Here is an 18374-nt window from a genome sequence, read left to right on the forward strand (position 1 = left end):
TAACTTTAGCCGTATCGAACTGGATTCAATATTATAATGTCACACGAATCAAAACAAAACTGGGTGGTAAGAGCCCGGTTAAATACCGTGTTCTTACCACCCAGAAAGTCGCTTAAAGTTTCGTCCAATATTTGGGGTTCACTTCACACAGCCCTTTTTGTTTACTCTGCATTAATTGATTCGATATCATTAATATTGACACCGAATAGTAGGGTGGTGTCGTGGAATATAATATAGCGCCGTGGTTCTTTAACTTCTAAAAATTTATCTAGCGGGTAAGCGTTAGAACCAACTTTAGACATGACCACAACTTGGGTCGCATCGGCGAAACTATGTTGTTTGCCGTCCTTGGTTACGATGGTAATCACATTTTCACCTCATTTTTTAGTGATATACACTACTTAACTATAACACTTTTGAGCCAATAAAGCTCGGGTTACTTTCGGTGGTGTTAAGCAAATAAAGGCTGCTTGCAGGTCGTTATCTGCTTAACCAGTAAGTCTATTGGTTGACAAGCAGTGACTACAAATGTAAACTTATAAATGAAATTACAAGTGTAAACGAAAGGCTGTGTAAAAATGGAAGTTAGTTCAGCGTTAAATATTTCAGCCGCTGAGTGGCAAGTGATGCGCGTTGCCTGGACTTTAGGGCAAGTAAGCAGTCAAACGGTTAGTGAGGTTTTAGCTGAAAAAATGGCCTGGAAAGCCGCTACCGTCAAAACGTTAGTTGGCCGGTTAGTAAAAAAAGGGGCCTTGACCGCTACCCGGGATGGCAAACGTTATTTATATCAGCCGGCGATCTCGGAACAACAGGCAATGGACACGGCCAGTGAAGTTTTTATTAACCAGCTGTGCCAACATAAAGTCGGCAAAACTTTGTTGAAAATGGTGGAGGAAACGACGTTAAGTCAGACTGATATTGCCGATTTGATCAGCACACTGCAAACCAAGCAAAAGACAGCGCCGGAACAAGTGGTCTGTAATTGTTTACCAGACAACTGCCAATGTGCAGCTGGTGACGGTACCTGCTAGTTTGCTGACGTACAATACTTGTGACGCAACAAGTCAAACTAGGTGAATTTTACGATTTAGTGAAGGAGGCGCAGTAATGAAAATGGATCATGAACAGATGGATCACGATATGGCAGATATGGGTGGTGACACCATGATGCACGGCGGCCATATGATGCATATGGGTAATTTGAAACAGAAATTTTGGGTATCACTTATTCTAACGCTCCCGATTATTTTATTAACACCAATGATGGGCATCCGGTTACCGTTTCAGTTGACCTTTACCGGCTCCGATTGGATCGTCTTAGTTATCGCCACTTTCTTGTTTATTTATGGTGGCAAACCGTTTTTACAAGGCGCGCAAATGGAGCTGGCTGAGCGGAAGCCGGCGATGATGACACTGATCGCAATGGGCATCTCGGTCGCCTATATTTATAGTTTATGGGCATTTATTGCCAATCATTTCTTAGCTAATGTACCGCACCAAATGGACTTTTTCTGGGAACTGGCGACGCTGATCACGATCATGTTGCTGGGCCATTGGGTGGAAATGAATGCGATCAGTAGCGCAGGCAGCGCCGTCGAAAAAATGGCGGCCTTGCTGCCAGGGCAAGCCCACGTCTTACAAGCTGATGGTTCGCTGCAGGATGTGGCGCTAGACCAATTACAAACTGAGCAACAAGTGGTGGTCAAAGCTGGTGAAAAAATTCCGGCTGATGGCCAGATCGTGGCGGGGCAATCAGCGGTCAATGAATCGTTGGTCACTGGTGAAGCTAAATTAGTTGAAAAAACAACGGGCATGCCGGTGATTGGTGGCGCCGTTAATGGTGCGGGCACGTTGACCATCAAAGTCACTGGTACTGGCGAGACAGGTTATTTGAGTCAAGTAATGAAGTTGGTTCAGCAGGCGCAGCAGCATAAATCAGCCGCCGAAAATTTAGCCGATAAAGTTGCGAGCTGGCTGTTTTACGCCGCGACGACGATCGGCTTACTGACCTTTATCGTTTGGTTAGCACTTAGCGGTTTGAACGTGGCGCTGGAAAGAACCGTCACTGTGCTGGTCATTGCTTGTCCCCACGCTTTAGGCTTAGCGATTCCGTTGGTGGTTGCGCGCAGCACTTCATTAGGTGCTACCCATGGCTTACTGTTACGTAATCGCAATGCCTTAGAAGCCGCTAAACAAATTGATACGGTATTAATGGACAAAACGGGCACTTTGACGGCCGGCGATTTCAAGGTCAACGCAGTGGTGGCTTTTGGCGAACAAACACAAAACCAGGTTTTAACCACTTTAGCAGCTTTGGAGGCTAATTCAAGTCATCCGTTAGCTGCTGGCATCTTAGCGGCAGCTCGTGCCCAAGAGATCACAGTGCCCACGGCAAAAAATGTTAAGCAGCTATCTGGTGTTGGTTTGCAAGGTAGCGTGGCTGGTGTTGACTATGCCATCGTAACGGCAGCCTATCTGGAGCAACAGCAAATCGACTATGATCAAAAAGCCTATCAGAAGCTGGCAGCACAAGGTAATTCGCTAAGCTTTTTAGTGCAGGCGAACCAAGTGTTAGGCTTAGTGGCCCAAGGCGATCAGATCAAACCAAATGCGCGCGACTTCATTCAGCAGTTGCGGGCACAAGGCATCAACCCAGTTATGTTGACCGGAGATAATCAACAAGCTGCCGCAGTAGTGGCTCAACAATTAGGCATCACTGATTTCCACGCGCAATTATTACCAGAAGATAAAGCTAAAATGGTGGCGCAATATCAGGCGCAGGGTCATCAGGTTTTAATGGTGGGTGATGGCGTTAATGATGCACCGAGTTTAGCAGCTGCCGAGATCGGTGTTGCTATTGGTGCTGGTACTGATGTTGCCATTGATTCAGCGGACGTGGTTTTAGTGCGTAGTGATCCCGCTGATATTCTTAATTTTCTGAGTTTGGCGCGGCGGACGATGCGCAAAATGGTGCAAAACTTGTGGTGGGGTGCGGGTTATAATATTCTAGCGTTACCTTTAGCTGCTGGTGTGTTGGCCCCAATTGGCATTATCCTTAGTCCAGCAGTCGGTGCCATTTTAATGTCGCTATCAACGGTGGTTGTCGCGATAAACGCGCTAACGCTGAAACTAAAATAAAGCACTAGCTCGAGCAGTGTGAAAAGTAAGTTAATTTACTTTTTATACTGTTTTTTTATAGTATTAAACTTGACACCGTTTAAAGCACACACTATATGTAGATGTCAATTGGAATATTTTTTTAATTTTGTCCCTATATATTGATTTACCTATTGTGAGCGGGTAAGATGGAATTTGTAAGTTAATTCGTTCACATTGTAGGAGGGCGTTATAAGTATGTTAGAAACACAAACGAAATCAGCAACCAAAAAGGTCAGTGCAGTCATTAAACGTGACGGCCGCCATACTACTTTTACTGCAGCTAAAATTTATCAAGCACTAGTCAAGGCCGAGCAACATATTCACGGCGAACTTGACCCATTGATTAATCATAAAATTGAAATGATCACTAATAAAGTTGTCGCTGAAGTCCAGGAACGATTTACGGATGCGGTTAAAATCTATGAGATCCAAAATATTGTTGAGCACGTTTTATTGGCTGAACATCAATATGATCTGGCTGAGGAATACATTAATTATCGGACGCGGCGCGATTTTGTCCGCAATCAAGCCACCGATATTAATTTTACGATCCAAAAATTAATGAAAAAAGACGCCACTGTGATCCACGAAAATGCTAATAAAGATAGCAAAGTTTTCAATACCCAGCGCGATTTAACGGCGGGGACGGTCGCCAAAGCGATGGGACTGAAGTTACTGCCAGCGCACGTTGCTAATGCACATTTGAAAGGCGATATTCACTGGCATGATCTGGATTACCAACCATACAGTCCAATGACTAATTGTTGTCTGATCGATTTTAAAGAGATGCTGACTAACGGCTTTAAAATTGGCAACGCTGAGGTGGAAAGCCCACATTCAATCCAGACGGCGACCGCGCAAATGGCCCAAATTATTGCCAACGTGGCTTCTTCCCAATATGGTGGCTGTTCAGCGGACCGCGTCGATGAATTATTAGCCCCATTTGCACAGCTGAACTACGATAAGCATTTGCGCGACGCCCAAGAATGGATCGAGGGCGCCGATAAGCAGCACGCCTTCGCCCAATCAAAAACTAAAAAAGATATTTATGATGCGATGCAAGCCTTGGAATATGAAATCAACACGTTGTATTCTTCTCAGGGCCAAACGCCTTTTACTACCTTAGGCTTTGGCCTAGGTACTAGCTGGATCGAACGGGAAATTCAGCGGTCAATTTTGCAAATTCGCATCCAAGGGTTAGGTAAGGAACAACGGACGGCGATTTTCCCTAAGCTGGTCTACAGCATCAAGCGTGGTTTGAATTTAAACCCTGATGAACCCAATTATGATATTAAACAATTGGCATTGGAATGCGCAACTAAGCGGATGTACCCTGATGTATTAATGTACGATAAATTAGTTGAGTTGACGGGCTCATTTAAAGCGCCAATGGGTTGTCGTAGTTTTCTACAAGGTTGGCAGGATGAAAATGGCAAAGAAGTGAATTCTGGGCGGATGAATTTAGGCGTAGTTACGCTGAATTTGCCGCGGATCGCTTTGGAATCAGCCGGCGATCAGGATAAGTTCTGGGCAATTCTCAAGGAACGCCTGCAAATTTGTAAGGATGCCTTGGTGTTTAAAGTTGAACGCGCTAAGCAAGCCGAACCAGAAAACGCACCAATTTTGTACGAGCATGGTGCCTTTGGTCAGCGGCTTAAGCCAGAAGATTCAGTGGATGAATTGTTCAAAAATAATCGCGCGACCGTTTCTTTAGGTTACATTGGCTTGTACGAAGTCGGTGCCGTATTCTATGGGCATGCTTGGGAAAAGAACCCAACGGCTAAAGCATTTACGCTGGAGATCCTGAAAACCTTGGCGGCTAATTGTCAGGATTGGGAAGATGAATATGGTTATCATTTCAGTGTTTACGGGACGCCAGCCGAAAGTCTGACGAACACATTCTGCCAAGCTGATTTGAAAAAATTTGGTAAAGTTAAGGATGTTACTGATAAAGATTACTATACTAATAGCTTCCATTACGATGTTCGCAAAGCGCCAACGCCGTTTGAAAAACTTGATTTTGAAAAGGACTATCCTAAATATAGTGCCGGCGGCTTTATTCATTATTGCGAATACCCGAACTTAAAGCAAAATCCGAAAGCCTTGGAGGCCGTTTGGGATTACGCCTATGACCGGGTAGCTTATTTGGGAACGAATACGCCGATCGATCAATGTTTTGAATGTGGCTTTAAAGGTGATTTCAAGCCGACTGAGCGCGGTTTTGAATGCCCACAATGCGGTAACCATAATCCGCAAACCTGTGATGTTGTGAAACGGACTTGCGGTTATCTAGGTAATCCATTACAACGGCCAATGGTTCATGGCCGCCACAAAGAAATTTCAGCGCGGGTAAAACATTTAGTCTTGGGCAATGATCAAAATACCCAGGCACGGCAGTAGGAGGCGGTTGAATGGCAACAGTTAAATTACCACAAAATCCACAGCCGCAAGAATGGCAGGCCCAACAATTAAGTCAAATGCGGATCGCTGACTACAAACCGTTTAACTTTGTTGACGGTGAAGGGGTGCGCAACAGTTTATACGTCTCCGGTTGTAAATTTGCTTGTCCTGGCTGCTATAACAAAATTGCGCAAAACTTTGCGTATGGTCAGCCATACACGCCGGAACTAGAAGATCAGATCATGGCCGATCTCGCACAGCCTTACGTTCAGGGACTAACGTTACTCGGCGGTGAACCCTTTCTGAACACCCAAGTCTGCTTAGCGGTAGTCAAACGCTTGCGGGCTGAGTTCGGCCACACCAAGGATGTGTGGTCTTGGACCGGCTATACTTGGGCTGAATTGCAGCAGGAAACGCCCGATAAGCTAGCCTTATTGCGCGAACTCGATATTTTGGTCGATGGTCGTTTTCTACAGGCACAAAAAGATTTGACACTTCAGTTTCGTGGTAGTGCCAACCAACGGATTATTGATGTACCGCAATCACTAGCAAGTGGCGAAGTGACCTTGTGGGCTGATCTGGTCAAATAAAAAACAGTGGCGACTAATTAAGTTTAGTCGCCACTGTTTTAGTTTATACACTGATTTTTTTAAACTTGTGCTAGCACATAGCTGGTTTGGTGAAATTGTTGCACGTAGGGGCCAGCGTTGAGATAAGGCTGCATTTGCTGGAAATCCTTGGAATTACGCCAATTGAAGTAATTAACATCATGTTGCCAAACCGATAAGATCACGTATTTATTTTGTGGTGCATCCAGCCGCAGCAGGAAAATATCGTGTAGGCCAATAAAGCTGTCGACGTCTTTGCTTAAATGATCAAACTGGGCGCGAAAAACTTTAGCAGCATCGGTGGAAGCAAAATCGAAGTACATAAAATTGAAAAAGCCAGTCAAATCGTTACCACCGTTATGATAGTACGTGTTGTACTGCAATGGATTATTAAAAAATGTTGGTTGGTCGGAAAGATCGAGTAATTGGAAATCTTCTTCAGTTTGTGCTGGTTTCAATAGTAATAGATGGCGCTGCGGTTCGCGTTCTAAGTACGCTGCTAAAATCGACTGCGAGCCAAAAGCTGAAATTATTTTATGAATCATGATTGCTACACCCCTCATCATTTATTCCTTATCACTACTTATAGCATAACGCAATTTGACCGTTATGGGTAATTAGATTGCTTGCGGTGAATTAAAGTATGAAGCTGGTATACTTAAGGTAGTAAATAAATCTTAGAAAGCAGGTTTCGCGAATGAAATTAACAGTTTTAGGGATGTATGGCGGTTATCCGTATAAAAATGTGGGGACCAGCGCTTATCTAGTGCAAACTGAGTCATTCAATTTGTTGTTGGACTGTGGTAGTGGCGCTTTGTTAAGCTTGCAGCAACAGCTTGATCCATTGCAGTTAGATGCGGTGTTGCTGTCCCACTATCATTACGATCACATGGCTGACATCGGCGTATTGCAATATTATTGGCAATTACATCAAGGCGTTAAAAAAGAGCCACGTTTGCCGATTTATGGTCATACCGCTGATCCCTTGCATTTCGCTGCATTGACCATGCAAGGGGTCACAGACGGTATCGCATATCAGCCGCAGCGTAAAACGACTTTAGGGCCATTTGAAATTACTTTCTTGCCAACTGTACATCCAGTGCCGGCATACGCCGTTCGGATCGTTGAGCGGGCAACTGGCAAAGTCTTAGTTTATACCGCCGACACCGCTTACTTTGATCAGCTACCACAATTTGCCCAGCATGCTGATCTGCTAATTACTGATACTAATTTTCTGAAAAGTAAAACTGGCACGATCGCGCATATGACTTCGACACAATCAGGCTTATTGGCTAAAGATGCAGCGATCAAACAGCTACTGATCAGCCATTTGCCCCAAGATACTGATTTACAGCAATTACAGCAAGAAACGATGACCGCAGCGGGACCAACGATTCCCGTGCTATTAGCCCAGAAAGATCTGCAAATCGAAGTGTGAAAATTATCAAAAATAGTTAGATAATCTTAGAATTACTATAGACTAAATCACCTAAAACGGTTACAATGAACTTATAGTTAACTGACACCCACGAGTTTATTAGCGGGCGAAAGGATGATAAAAATGGTAATACTTTATACTTCACCTAGTTGCACCTCTTGTCGTAAGGCTCGTGCGTGGCTTAAAGAGCATGATATCCCATTTGTTGAACGAAATATTTTTGCTGAACCATTAACGATCCCTGAAATTAAAGAAATTTTACGTATGACTGAGAGCGGTACTGAGGAAATTATTTCAACTCGTTCCAAAACATTCCAGGACCTGCACATTGACCTGGACAGTTTGACCTTACGTAGTCTATTTACTTTGATTCAGCAGCATCCTGGTTTGGTCCGGTGGCCGATCGTCATTGATGAGAAGCGCCTACAAGTTGGCTTTAATGAAGATGAGATTCGGCGCTTTTTACCACGTCACGTTCGCGCTGTGGAACTGCGCATGATCAAGTTGCGGGCTGGCGTTTAAGTTTCACTGACACACTGAATAGTGTGTCTTTTTTTGCAATAGTTTAGTAATTCTAATTATTGCGCTAAAAATAGAGTACCTTACTTTACAATCAACTAATTTCAGGTACAATGTACTTGTAGAGATGTACCTGAATTAGAAAAGCGGGGTGCAACAATCATGGAAATGGAACGGATCAACGATAATACCATTCGAGTTTTATTGGAAAATGAAGACTTATCCGAGCGGGGCATCACGGTACTAGATTTGCTCGGTAATCATAAACAAATTGAAAATTTCTTTTACTCGATCCTCGAGGAAGTCGATACTGATCATCAATTCCAATCAAATGACGCGGTGACTTTTCAAGTGTTGCCAAATAAAAATGGATTGGAATTATTTATTAGTAAAAATGTACCAACTGACGGCTTGACCGAAGAGGATTTTGCTGGTAGTGATGACGAGGTCTCTGAGTTCATCAAACAACAGCTGTTGGCTAGCGACGGTGATGGTAAGCAACGTAAGACAACTTTGAAGTCAGCAGAAGTGGATGACGACGAAGATGATTACAGCACTTACCTGAATGATCCGGATACACCAACACGCGAAGTTGTTTTAAAAATTCAGGATTTCGAAAATGTGATTCAGTTAGCTAAAATTTTAAAGCTAGACGGTGCGGTTTCTAATCTGTTTAGATATAAGGACGCTTTCTATTTGCATTTGATTTTCTTTGTTAATGAAACTTCCGAAGGCTCGATCAAGGATGAGTTAGCGATCGCGTTGGAATACGCTGATCGAACTAACGTTACACCTGATGTTTTATCAGAATATGGTAAAAAGTTAATGGAGAAGTCGGCTTTAGAGCTGCTACGTTTTTACTTCAAATAACACACCGAAACGCCGCTGACAATGCGGCGTTTTTTGTTGCCTCAATTTTAGTGACAAAAAGACCATCCGCTGAAAGTAGCAGATGGTCTTTTTTGGTGCGTTTTATTTAGCTTTTGGTTCTTTGGGGCCACCGATAGTATAATCGTTGTCGCGCATCGCTTCAACTTCGCCTAAGCGATAGCCGTTACCGACTTGGGAGAAGAAATCATGGTTAGCGGTGGAAGTCGAGATACCGTTCATCACGATTGGATTAACGTCGCTTTCGGTGTCAGGGAATAACGGTGTTTGACCTAAATTCATTAGCGCTTTGTTGGCGTTATAACGGATAAAGGTCAGCACTTCTTCGGTCCAGCCGACTTGATTGTAGAGTAAATGGGTATACTTTTCTTCGTTAGCGTAGAGCTTATAAAGAAAATCAAACATCCAATCTTGTAGCGATTGTTGTTCATTCTGACCTAGCTGGTTAAAGCCGAGCTGGAATTTATAGCCAATATACGTGCCGTGGACGGATTCATCACGTAAAATCAATTTAATGATCTCAGCAACGTTGGCTAATTTATTGTTCCCCAAGTAATAAAGTGGGGTGTAAAAACCTGAATAGAATAAACAAGTTTCTAAGAAAACATTGGCGATTTTTTTCTTCAATGGATCAGTTTCGTTATGATAGATCTGATTGATCCAACGCGCTTTATTTTGTAGAAATTCTTCGCTGTCACTCCACTTGAAGATTTCGGTGATCTCAGTGTCTGTATTTAAGGTTGAGAAAATAGTTGAGTAACTTTTAGCGTGAACGGATTCCATAAATTGGATATTGTTTAAGACGGCCGTTTCGTGCGGCGTGCGTACGTCTTTGCGTAAGGCCGCCAAGCCATCTTGTGATTGTAGCGTGTCTAATAAGGTTAGACCACCAAAAACATGGCCAACGACCCACTGGTGGGTGTCATCTAGAGTCCGCCAATCATCTAAGTCATTGGAAACGGGGATCCGCGTGTCCAGCCAAAATTGTTCAGTTAATTTCTCCCAAGTTGCTTTATCGATCGCGTCAGAAACTGCATTCCAGTTAACTGCCGCATAATTTTTATCTACCATGATGAACTCCCTTTCAGAGTGATCAAAAAGGCGCTCGATAAGCGTAGCTAGACGCAAGAAGCTGCCTTTTTGATCACGTTTCCGCTATTTTAATTACTGATATGCCGCCTAAATAACACAGCTTTCGCAAGCATTTGAGCCGATTTCGTCTTCGTCATCGGTGTACGTGCGAATGTAGTAAATTGACTTGATACCTTTGTTATAGGCGTAGTTGCGCAAGATATTTAGGTCACGTGTCGTCATTTTATCCGTTTCGCCATTTTTCCATTCGTACAAGCCAGTTGGAATCGTTGAGCGCATGAATAAGGTCATACTCATACCCTGGTCGACGTGCTGCTGGGCCGTTGCGTAAATATCGATCACGTGCCGCATATCCATGTCGTAAGCTGACGTGTAGTAAGGCATCGTGTCGTTAGAAAGGTAAGGCGCTGGATAATAGATCGTGCCGATTTTCTTTTCTTGGCGGTCTTCTATTCGGTTAACGATCGGCTGCAAACTAGCAGAAGTATCATTAATGTAGGAGATCGAGCCATTTGGCGCTACAGCTAAGCGGTTCTGGTGATAAAGACCATCGCGCATAACGTCGGCTTTAAGTGCTTGCCAATCAGCAATCGTGGGGATGAAAACATCTTTGAATAAGCCTTTAACTTTAGCGGTTTCTGGTTGCCACGTTTTTTGCGTGTATTGGTCAAAATAACTGCCGTCCGCGTATTTACTCTTGTCAAAGTTGGCAAACGTTTCTTTGCGTTCACTGGCAATTTCGTTGGAAGCTTTCAAGGTCCAGTAATTCAGCAACATAAAGTAAATATTAGTGAAATCAAGGCTTTCTTGATCGCCATACATCATATGTTCCTTGGCAAAATAGCTGTGTAAGCCCATGGCACCAAGGCCAATGGTGTGCGCTAAGTGGTTGCCGTGTTGTACAGAAGGGACGACATCGATATTTGAATTATCAGTGACGTAGGTCAACGCGCGCACCATCGTTTTGACTGAATGGCCGAAATCAGGGGCGTGCATTAAGTTCGGAATATTGGTTGAGCCTAAGTTACAGCTGATATCCGTGCCTAGTTCATCATATTTTTGTTCATTATTGATGATCGAAGGTTGTTGAACTTGTAAAACTTCTGAACATAAATTACTCATAATGATTTTACCGTCGATTGGGTTGGCACGGTTGGCAGTATCCACGTTAATAATGTATGGATAGCCAGATTCTTGTTGTAACTTGCTGATTTCATTTTCCAAATCACGGGCTTTGATCTGCTTGCGGTGGATCGTCGGGTTAGCCACTAAGTTATCGTATTCTGCAGTGATATCCACGTAAGAGAAGGGCTGACCATAAACGCGCTCCACGTCGTAAGGACTGAATAAGTACATATCAGCATTTTGGCGGGCAAGTTCGTAAAACTTGTCGGGAACCACAACGCCAAGTGATAAAGTTTTCAGACGATATTTTTCATCGGCGTTTTCTTTTTTAGCACCAAGAAAAGCAATGATGTCGGGATGGAAGACGTTTAAATAAACGACGCCGGCACCTTGGCGCTGGCCTAATTGATTGGAGTAGCTGAAAGAATCCTCCAATAATTTCATGACTGGGAGAACGCCAGATGCTGCACCTTCCACGTGTTTGATGGGGTCGCCTGCACCACGCAAGTTAGTCAAGGTGATACCAACGCCGCCACCAATCCGCGATAGCTGTAGGGCCGAATTGATCGTGCGGCCAATTGAATTCATATCGTCGGTAGCTTGTAATAGGAAACAAGAAACCAATTCACCACGACGGGCACGGCCAGCATTTAAGAAGCTAGGAGTTGCAGGCTGGTAGCGTTGGTGGATCATTTCACCAGCGATATCGCGGGCAACTTGTTCGTCACCATCGGCAAAATACAACGCATTGATCAAAACGCGGTCGGCAAAATTTTCTAAGTAATAGGCGTTGTCATCGGTTTTAAGCGCGTATTGAGCGTAAAACTTGTAGGCGGCCATAAATGATTTGAAGTGGAAATTGGCGGCGGCTAAGTCGTCGTGCAAACTTTCCATAAACGTCAATGAATATTTGCTGAGAAAGTCAGTTTCTAAATAGTGGTGTTTAATTAAGTAATCTAAGCGGGCTTCAAAGCTCGGGAATTTTTTAGTGTTGGGTTCAACGTTTTCGCTTAAGAAAGCTTGCAGCGCTTCCTGATCTTTTTGCAACGGGATTTGGCCGTCGACAGGGATGTTGATCTGGTTATTCAGCGCATAATAGGACACGTTTTGGGTATCGATCGTTTTTAAAGACAAGTTAGTTCCTACTTTCTATATAAGGTGGCAAAGATGCAACAGCAGGTAAAAATAAAAAGCACAAGATCAGAATCGCCCAGCGAATTTAGCTGCGCTTACGTGATCATGTGCTAGCAAGAATTGTCAGTGGCGGCGCTTAGACCGCTAATTGCCGCAATTGATCGGGCCGGAAGCCGAAGAAACTAACGTTATTGGCTTCAACCACTGGTGTTGCCTGGAACCCTTTTTCCTTCAAATAATCAACATATTCAGGTTCTTGGTCCAAATTATGTTCAGTAAAAGGAATATCATGTTCGTTTAAGAAACGTTCGGTCATGCGGCATTGGACACAGCCATTTTTGGTGTACACGGTTAGATTATTCATTGCAGTCAATCCTTTTCTATTTTAAGCGTTCTTACTTTTTTGATGGAGAAATATGTTCACCAAAACCGTGACGCTATATTGTTTAAATAATATTTGTGTTTGTGTTCTCAGTATAAAGGGTCACTAACGAAAAATCAACAAAAAAACACCATATTTTGTGTTTGTAATATTTCTTAAACACAAAATGTGGTGTGTGATTGTTTGCCGTGGTTTTTCTGGTAAAATAAGTTTAACACAGAAAAGTGGCGTACGGGGAAAATCTTTCTTAGTTTTAGCGAAGCGTGGCGCAAAAGGCGCTTGGCTACTAAGTATCCGGCGCATAAAAAAATTATTAGCGTTCCTGACTGATGAATTAGCTTAATCGTGAAGTAGAAAGGAAATTAATTTTGGCAAATTATTATTACTCGAAAAATCCAGATGTGGTTCATAATCAACAAGAATGGGAATTTACGCTGCGTGGGCAGGCGCTGACTTTTGTTACCGATAATGGGGTGTTTTCAAAGCGGACAGTCGATTTTGGGACACGGACGTTATTGGATACATTTGATTTTGCGGCGCTCCCAGCAGGACCATTATTGGATGTTGGCGCTGGCTACGGGCCGATCGGCTTGACCTTGGCTAAGGAGCAACCGCAGCGGCACGTTGATCTGGTCGATGTTAACGAGTTGGCGCTTAGTTTGGCCCGGGAAAATGCGCAGCGTAACCAAATCAGCAACGTCACTATTTTTTCATCCGATCAATACGCTGCGGTCACTGATCAATACGCGGCAATTTTGACTAATCCGCCGATTCGTGCTGGTAAGCCAGTGGTCCACGGGATTTTAAGCGGCGCCTACGCTCATTTATTACCTGGTGGCGTGCTGACCGTCGTGATCCAGAAAAAGCAAGGCGCACCATCGGCCCAACAAAAAATGCAAGAAGTTTTTGGTAATGTAGCGGTTTTGGCTAAAAATAAAGGCTACTTCATTTTACAAAGTCGTCGGGCGTGATTAATGCGGTTACAAGCCGGATTGTGGTAAACTGTACTTATAGAAGATAGTGTGTTTAAACGGCGCTCAGACATTGCGCTACACGCTGATTTGGCGTTCTTTATTTTGAAATATGAGGAGGCTCACTTATGAAAACAGGACAAAAGCTTTTACTTGGTATTGGTGTGACGGCTGCCGTTGCCGCGGCTGGTGCGTACTTGGCGGCGGATGCGGTAATGAACAAGTTGCAGAACCACAAAAAACGTAATCGTATTAAAGGTTATGTTAAGGATAATTTAAATGGTAATCAGCGGGTAATGGACTTCGTTGATCGGTTAAATGACGATGATATTGATCATTTATTGCATATGGCGGATAAGTTTGGTGATGTTCGTGAGCGAGTGAGCCAATATTCCGATCGTTTTCAAGATAAAGCCAGCGACTGGCGTGACGTCTTAAAGGATTATATGGCGCAAAAACGACACGAAGATTAGCCAGTGTCACAAAAGGCGCTCAGCTTATGAGCACTAGCATAGATTGGCGAATAATTCACGTAGTGGATTATTTGACAATTGTCGCTAGGCGGAATAAGTTGCCTTTTGTGACACGTTGTTGCGACATCCGGTGAGTGGTGTGGGCAAAGTCGTTTCAGGGCACACCTCAGATTAGCCAGTGTCACAACAGGCGTCCAGCTTTAAATAAAATAGGCGTAATAGCCTATTTTATTTAAAGTGTTAATTGTAAGTATTAGTATGACAATAAAATATAGAGGCGAATGAGATGCAGGAAATTAAGTTTCAACGGACAACGTTGCCAGCTTTAGGGATGGGCACGTGGCATATGGGTGAGCAGTCGGCGCAACGAGAAGCCGAATTAACGGCGTTACGCTACGGCTTGGATCATGGTTTGACTGTGATCGACACTGCGGAAATGTATGGTGAAGGACGCTCAGAATCATTGGTTGGTGCCGCGATTCAATCGTATCAGCGCGGGGATTTATTTTTAATTTCTAAATTCTATCCACAAAACGCGACTAAGCAGCGAATGCGGCAAAGTCTTGACGCTAGTTTACGGCGGTTGGGGACGGATTATCTTGATTTGTACTTATTGCATTGGCGTGGTGGCGTGCCGTTAAGCGAAACTGTCGCTGGTTTGGAAGACTTGAAGCGTGCCGGCAAGATCCGTTATTGGGGCGTTTCTAATTTTGATCAGGTTGATCTGCTGGAATTGTCACAAATTAACGGTGGGCAGCATTTGGCCGCTAATGAAGATCTGTACAATTTAGGTGCGCGCGGGGTCGAATTTGACGTGCTTCCGTGGCAGCAGAAACGGGCAATTCCGTTTATTGCCTATTCGCCAGTGGCTCAAGGGGATGTTCGCGGCCGCCTGACTGAAAATACGGCTGTGCAGCAGGTCGCACAGGCGCATCAAATAACTGCGCACCAAGTTTTATTGGCGTGGACTTTGCGCCAGCCCAACTTATTGGCGATTCCGCAGACTAGCAACTGGCAACACATGCAGGAAAATATTGCCGCGGCGGCAGTTACTTTGACGCCGGCTGAACTAGCTGCGTTGGATCAAGCCTTTCCTGGGCCGACACGCAAGCAGCCTTTAGAAATCATTTAAGTTTGTGGTCACAAAGATATGCTAAAATAAGGTATCAGTGTAGAAATAGGTGAGTTGATGGGACAGTTTACAACTGCGGAAAAAGAAAATTACATGCGCGAGGCGTTATTTGAAGCCCGTTCAGCCGCCCAGATCGGTGAAGTTCCGATCGGCGCTGTTGTGGTTCAAGCAGGCAAAATTATTGGTCGCGGGCATAATTTGCGTGAGCATACGCAAGACGCCACCACCCACGCCGAAATTTTAGCGATCCAAGAAGCTTGCTTAACTGTAAAAAGTTGGCGCTTAGAGGATGCGGCGATTTTTGTGACTTTGGAGCCTTGTCCCATGTGCAGTGGCGCGATCATTAATTCACGGCTGGCGGCGGTCTATTATGGTGCGGCGGACCCGAAAGCGGGTACGGCAGGCACTTTTATGAATTTATTGACTGACCAGCGCTTTAACCATCAAGCCACCGTCGAAAGCGGCGTGCTGGCCGAGGACGCGCAAGCGCAGCTACAACAATTTTTTCGCGCAATTCGGGCGCGGCGTAAAGCAACTAAACAAGCAGCTCAGAAAAAATTAACAGAAGATGACGTAAAGGACTAGCTTTTTTGGGCCAGGTCTAATATAATAAGTATTGCCGCAAGGCCTTAAGGCAATGGTGTGCTTACGAATCGTGTCAGGTTCGGAAGAAAGCAGCACTAAGTAGGATACGTCATGTGCCTTTTGTTATTTTGAATTGAGACAGCTCTTAGTTGAACATAGACTAAGAGCTTTTATTTTGGAAGTGTAATAAAAGACGGTTAGCTTCCGAAGCTTAGCCTAGCTTGACGATAAGATACACGGAGTGGATCGTTCGGCAAGCGTAGCTAAGAGCAGGAAGTTGTCTTTTATTACACGTTACCAGCCAATAATATAGAAAACTTCATTACAGAAAGGAAGCATGGGGATGGCTTATCAAGCCTTATATCGTGTTTGGCGGCCGCAGCGGTTTGCTGACATTGTCGGACAAGAAACGATCACGCAAACGCTACGCAACGCTTTAGAGGCACACCAAACCAGCCATGCTTACCTGTTTACTGGCCCGCGGGGAACCGGGAAAACGTCGGCGGCTAAGATCTTCGCTAAGGCGATCAATTGTCCTAACTTAAAAGACGGCGAGCCTTGCAATGAGTGTCCTTCCTGCTTAGCGATCACGGCGGGCACTTTGAATGATGTGATCGAGATCGATGCGGCTTCCAATAACGGTGTGGACGAAATTCGTGATATTCGCGATAAAGCTAAATACGCACCCACCAGCGCACCGTACAAAGTTTACATTATTGATGAAGTGCATATGCTGTCGACTGGGGCGTTTAACGCGCTACTCAAAACGTTGGAGGAACCGCCGAGCCACGTCGTCTTCATTCTGGCCACAACGGAACCACATAAAGTGCCACTAACGATCATTTCACGGACCCAGCGCTTTGATTTTCAACGGATCTCAGCCCAAGCTATTTATAGCCGAATGAGTTATATTTTGCAGGAAAAGGGGATCACCTTTGAAGAACCAGCGTTAAAGACGATCGCCAAAGCCGCAGAAGGTGGGATGCGGGATGCTTTAAGCGTGCTGGATCAGGTGCTGTCATTTAGCGACAATCACGTGACACTGGAAAATGCGTTACAGGTCACCGGCAGCGCGGCGCAAAAATTGTTGGCCGACTACATGCAGGCGGTGCAGGCACATAATACGCCGCAAGCACTGGAATTACTGCAGCAGGTTTTAGCCGCTGGCAAAGATGCCGGCCGCTTTATTGAAGATCTAATTGAGTATAGTCGTGATCTATTGCTGTATCAGCAGGCGCCAGCCATGGTCGAGCAGATCGAGTTAGGCAGCGTCGATGAGCAATTTAAGCAACTCAGTCAGGCGTTTGCGGCGGCTGATCTATACCGCGCCATTGACGTGCTGAATGATAGTCAGCAACAATTGCGCTTCACCAATCATCCGGATATTTATTTGGAAGTGGCGACGGTCAAACTCTGTCAAACGCAGGCAGCAGCGACGACAGCAACGGTTGCGGCGGTACCAGAAACGACGGCCGAGATCAGTCAGCTGCAGCAAGAATTAAAAACCTTGCAGCAGCAGTTGACCACGTTACAGACTAATGGCACGCCAGCCGCCGCACCAGCAGCAGTGGCGCCGCGTCGTGCCGCTAAGCAACATACGAATGTGGCAGCGATTTATCCAGTGTTGGATCATGCGACGAAGGATAGTTTGCAGCAATTGAAATCGATTTGGGCGGAATTGTTGCAGCAGTTGACGGTGCAGCATCGCGCGTTAATGCGTGCTTCAAAGCCAGTTGCTGCTAGCCACGATGGTGTGGTGGTCTCCTTTGACAGTGATTTCTTGCTGGATCGAGCCAATAGCAACCAAGAAATGGTCGATGCGCTGGAAAATGGTTTAGATCGTTTAGTGGGCTATACGCCGAAAATTATTTTTGTGCCGCAAGACGAATGGCCGCAGGTGCGCAAGTCGTATATTAAGCAGCATCAGCGGACTAAGACGCCTGAAGCCGAGTCAGCTGTGGCGGAAAAAGCGCCAGTGATCAGCCAAGCGGAGACTTTGTTTGGCGCCGAACATTTGGAAATTAAAAATGATTAAAAATGGTCTGCTGATCTAGATCAGTGCTCAAAATCGGAACGCCTTTTTAGGTATTCGTTAAAATATAGGAGGAATCGTTGATATGATGCGTGGCGGAAATATGCAAGGTATGATGAAACAAATGAAGAAGTTGCAAAAAGAAATGGGTCAGGCGCAAGAAGAATTAAACGTTCAAGAATTTACTGGAGCGGCTAGCGACGATGCGGTTGTCGTTACTTTTAATGGCGAAAAGAAAATGAAGGATATTCAAATCAAGCCTGAAGCCATCGATCCTGACGATCCTGATATGTTACAAGATTTGATCATCATGGCAGTCAACGATGCGCTAACGAACGTTGATGACGCAACGCAAGCTAAGATGGGCAAATACACTAGCGGCGTGCCTGGTATGTAATCCAGTTGGTTGAGTGAGTACTCGCCAAATTGAGTTTGT

Annotated in this window: 19 protein-coding genes and 1 other RNA gene; 15 read left to right on the plus strand and 5 right to left on the minus strand. The window is 44.7% G+C overall.

The genetic code is table 11. The features are described from left to right. The coding region (locus tag EKM76_RS07185; protein ID WP_164507616.1) for an IS3 family transposase at window positions 1–116 on the plus strand (116 nt) is incomplete at its 5' end. A 45-nt stretch (window positions 117–161) separates the two neighbouring features. On the opposite strand, the gene EKM76_RS07190 is transcribed toward EKM76_RS07185, so the two are convergent. After that, window positions 162–368: a hypothetical protein gene (locus EKM76_RS07190; protein ID WP_125550013.1), complete on the minus strand. Its 207-nt coding sequence runs from the start codon at window positions 366–368 to the stop codon at window positions 162–164. A gap of 210 nt (window positions 369–578) precedes the next feature. On the opposite strand from EKM76_RS07190, the gene EKM76_RS07195 reads away from it, so the two are divergent. The 4 genes from EKM76_RS07195 (at window position 579) to nrdG (ending at window position 6149) form a co-directional block, all read left to right on the plus strand. Beyond that, entirely contained in the window at window positions 579–1031 is a 453-nt protein-coding gene (locus tag EKM76_RS07195) for a CopY/TcrY family copper transport repressor (RefSeq protein ID WP_125550014.1), read from the plus strand. A 76-nt stretch (window positions 1032–1107) separates the two neighbouring features. Further along, window positions 1108–3138, plus strand: a complete 2031-nt coding sequence (locus EKM76_RS07200; RefSeq protein ID WP_125550015.1) for a copper-translocating P-type ATPase — start codon at window positions 1108–1110, stop codon at window positions 3136–3138. Window positions 3139–3354: 216 nt separating this feature from the next. Continuing rightward, the gene (gene nrdD / locus EKM76_RS07205) at window positions 3355–5559 is read left to right on the plus strand and encodes an anaerobic ribonucleoside-triphosphate reductase (RefSeq protein WP_125550016.1); all 2205 of its coding nucleotides are present in this window, start codon (window positions 3355–3357) and stop codon (window positions 5557–5559) included. Between the two features lie 11 nt (window positions 5560–5570). Continuing rightward, window positions 5571–6149 (plus strand): anaerobic ribonucleoside-triphosphate reductase activating protein, encoded by a 579-nt coding sequence (nrdG, locus tag EKM76_RS07210; RefSeq protein ID WP_125550017.1) that lies wholly within the window; start codon window positions 5571–5573, stop codon window positions 6147–6149. Between the two features lie 59 nt (window positions 6150–6208). Here the strand turns inward: nrdG and EKM76_RS07215 are convergent, their stop codons facing one another. After that, entirely contained in the window at window positions 6209–6712 is a 504-nt protein-coding gene (locus EKM76_RS07215) for an antibiotic biosynthesis monooxygenase family protein (protein ID WP_125550018.1), read from the minus strand. A 152-nt stretch (window positions 6713–6864) separates the two neighbouring features. On the opposite strand from EKM76_RS07215, the gene EKM76_RS07220 reads away from it, so the two are divergent. The 3 genes from EKM76_RS07220 to EKM76_RS07230 all read left to right on the plus strand — a co-directional run bounded on the left by EKM76_RS07220 (window position 6865) and on the right by EKM76_RS07230 (window position 8994). Then, on the plus strand, window positions 6865–7605 hold the full coding sequence (locus tag EKM76_RS07220; protein ID WP_125550019.1) for an MBL fold metallo-hydrolase: 741 nt from the start codon (window positions 6865–6867) through the stop codon (window positions 7603–7605). A 123-nt stretch (window positions 7606–7728) separates the two neighbouring features. After that, entirely contained in the window at window positions 7729–8127 is a 399-nt protein-coding gene (gene spxA, locus EKM76_RS07225; RefSeq protein WP_125550020.1) for a transcriptional regulator SpxA, read from the plus strand. Between the two features lie 159 nt (window positions 8128–8286). Then, a complete protein-coding gene (locus tag EKM76_RS07230) occupies window positions 8287–8994 on the plus strand; it encodes an adaptor protein MecA (protein ID WP_125550021.1) in 708 nt (235 codons plus the stop codon). A gap of 102 nt (window positions 8995–9096) precedes the next feature. On the opposite strand, the gene nrdF is transcribed toward EKM76_RS07230, so the two are convergent. From nrdF to nrdH, 3 genes are all read right to left on the minus strand, one after another. Next, entirely contained in the window at window positions 9097–10083 is a 987-nt protein-coding gene (gene nrdF, locus EKM76_RS07235; protein WP_125550022.1) for a class 1b ribonucleoside-diphosphate reductase subunit beta, read from the minus strand. Window positions 10084–10191: 108 nt separating this feature from the next. Continuing rightward, window positions 10192–12363: a class 1b ribonucleoside-diphosphate reductase subunit alpha gene (gene nrdE / locus EKM76_RS07240; protein WP_125550023.1), complete on the minus strand. Its 2172-nt coding sequence runs from the start codon at window positions 12361–12363 to the stop codon at window positions 10192–10194. Window positions 12364–12499: 136 nt separating this feature from the next. Beyond that, entirely contained in the window at window positions 12500–12727 is a 228-nt protein-coding gene (gene nrdH, locus EKM76_RS07245) for a glutaredoxin-like protein NrdH (protein WP_125550024.1), read from the minus strand. 386 nt (window positions 12728–13113) lie between these two features. On the opposite strand from nrdH, the gene EKM76_RS07250 reads away from it, so the two are divergent. The 7 genes from EKM76_RS07250 (at window position 13114) to EKM76_RS07280 (ending at window position 18335) form a co-directional block, all read left to right on the plus strand. Beyond that, window positions 13114–13716: a class I SAM-dependent methyltransferase gene (locus tag EKM76_RS07250; protein WP_125550025.1), complete on the plus strand. Its 603-nt coding sequence runs from the start codon at window positions 13114–13116 to the stop codon at window positions 13714–13716. A gap of 128 nt (window positions 13717–13844) precedes the next feature. Beyond that, window positions 13845–14189, plus strand: a complete 345-nt coding sequence (locus EKM76_RS07255) for a hypothetical protein (RefSeq protein WP_125550026.1) — start codon at window positions 13845–13847, stop codon at window positions 14187–14189. Between the two features lie 286 nt (window positions 14190–14475). Further along, entirely contained in the window at window positions 14476–15321 is an 846-nt protein-coding gene (locus EKM76_RS07260; protein ID WP_125550027.1) for an aldo/keto reductase, read from the plus strand. A 57-nt stretch (window positions 15322–15378) separates the two neighbouring features. Further along, entirely contained in the window at window positions 15379–15906 is a 528-nt protein-coding gene (gene tadA / locus EKM76_RS07265) for a tRNA adenosine(34) deaminase TadA (protein WP_125550028.1), read from the plus strand. A gap of 41 nt (window positions 15907–15947) precedes the next feature. Next, window positions 15948–16034, plus strand: an RNA gene (gene ffs, locus EKM76_RS07270) — signal recognition particle sRNA small type. A gap of 215 nt (window positions 16035–16249) precedes the next feature. Then, window positions 16250–17941 (plus strand): DNA polymerase III subunit gamma/tau, encoded by a 1692-nt coding sequence (gene dnaX, locus EKM76_RS07275; RefSeq protein WP_191986911.1) that lies wholly within the window; start codon window positions 16250–16252, stop codon window positions 17939–17941. Between the two features lie 82 nt (window positions 17942–18023). Then, window positions 18024–18335: a YbaB/EbfC family nucleoid-associated protein gene (locus EKM76_RS07280; protein WP_125550030.1), complete on the plus strand. Its 312-nt coding sequence runs from the start codon at window positions 18024–18026 to the stop codon at window positions 18333–18335. Window positions 18336–18374 lie beyond the last annotated feature (39 nt).

It is taken from the genome of Loigolactobacillus zhaoyuanensis (assembly GCF_003946385.1).
GTDB classification, from domain to species: domain Bacteria; phylum Bacillota; class Bacilli; order Lactobacillales; family Lactobacillaceae; genus Loigolactobacillus; species Loigolactobacillus zhaoyuanensis.

Bases quoted from the DNA above. Each gene is read 5' to 3' on its own strand.
- EKM76_RS07260 (WP_125550027.1), top strand. From the start codon at position 14,476: ATGCAGGAAATTAAGTTTCAACGGACAACGTTGCCAGCTTTAGGGATG.
- nrdD (WP_125550016.1), top strand. From the start codon at position 3,355: ATGTTAGAAACACAAACGAAATCAGCAACCAAAAAGGTCAGTGCAGTC.
- EKM76_RS07280 (WP_125550030.1), top strand. From the start codon at position 18,024: ATGATGCGTGGCGGAAATATGCAAGGTATGATGAAACAAATGAAGAAG.
- dnaX (WP_191986911.1), top strand. From the start codon at position 16,250: ATGGCTTATCAAGCCTTATATCGTGTTTGGCGGCCGCAGCGGTTTGCT.
- spxA (WP_125550020.1), top strand. From the start codon at position 7,729: ATGGTAATACTTTATACTTCACCTAGTTGCACCTCTTGTCGTAAGGCT.
- EKM76_RS07200 (WP_125550015.1), top strand. From the start codon at position 1,108: ATGAAAATGGATCATGAACAGATGGATCACGATATGGCAGATATGGGT.
- EKM76_RS07230 (WP_125550021.1), top strand. From the start codon at position 8,287: ATGGAAATGGAACGGATCAACGATAATACCATTCGAGTTTTATTGGAA.
- EKM76_RS07215 (WP_125550018.1), bottom strand. From the start codon at position 6,712: ATGATTCATAAAATAATTTCAGCTTTTGGCTCGCAGTCGATTTTAGCA.
- tadA (WP_125550028.1), top strand. From the start codon at position 15,379: ATGGGACAGTTTACAACTGCGGAAAAAGAAAATTACATGCGCGAGGCG.
- EKM76_RS07195 (WP_125550014.1), top strand. From the start codon at position 579: ATGGAAGTTAGTTCAGCGTTAAATATTTCAGCCGCTGAGTGGCAAGTG.
- EKM76_RS07255 (WP_125550026.1), top strand. From the start codon at position 13,845: ATGAAAACAGGACAAAAGCTTTTACTTGGTATTGGTGTGACGGCTGCC.
- nrdH (WP_125550024.1), bottom strand. From the start codon at position 12,727: ATGAATAATCTAACCGTGTACACCAAAAATGGCTGTGTCCAATGCCGC.
- nrdF (WP_125550022.1), bottom strand. From the start codon at position 10,083: ATGGTAGATAAAAATTATGCGGCAGTTAACTGGAATGCAGTTTCTGAC.
- nrdG (WP_125550017.1), top strand. From the start codon at position 5,571: ATGGCAACAGTTAAATTACCACAAAATCCACAGCCGCAAGAATGGCAG.
- EKM76_RS07220 (WP_125550019.1), top strand. From the start codon at position 6,865: ATGAAATTAACAGTTTTAGGGATGTATGGCGGTTATCCGTATAAAAAT.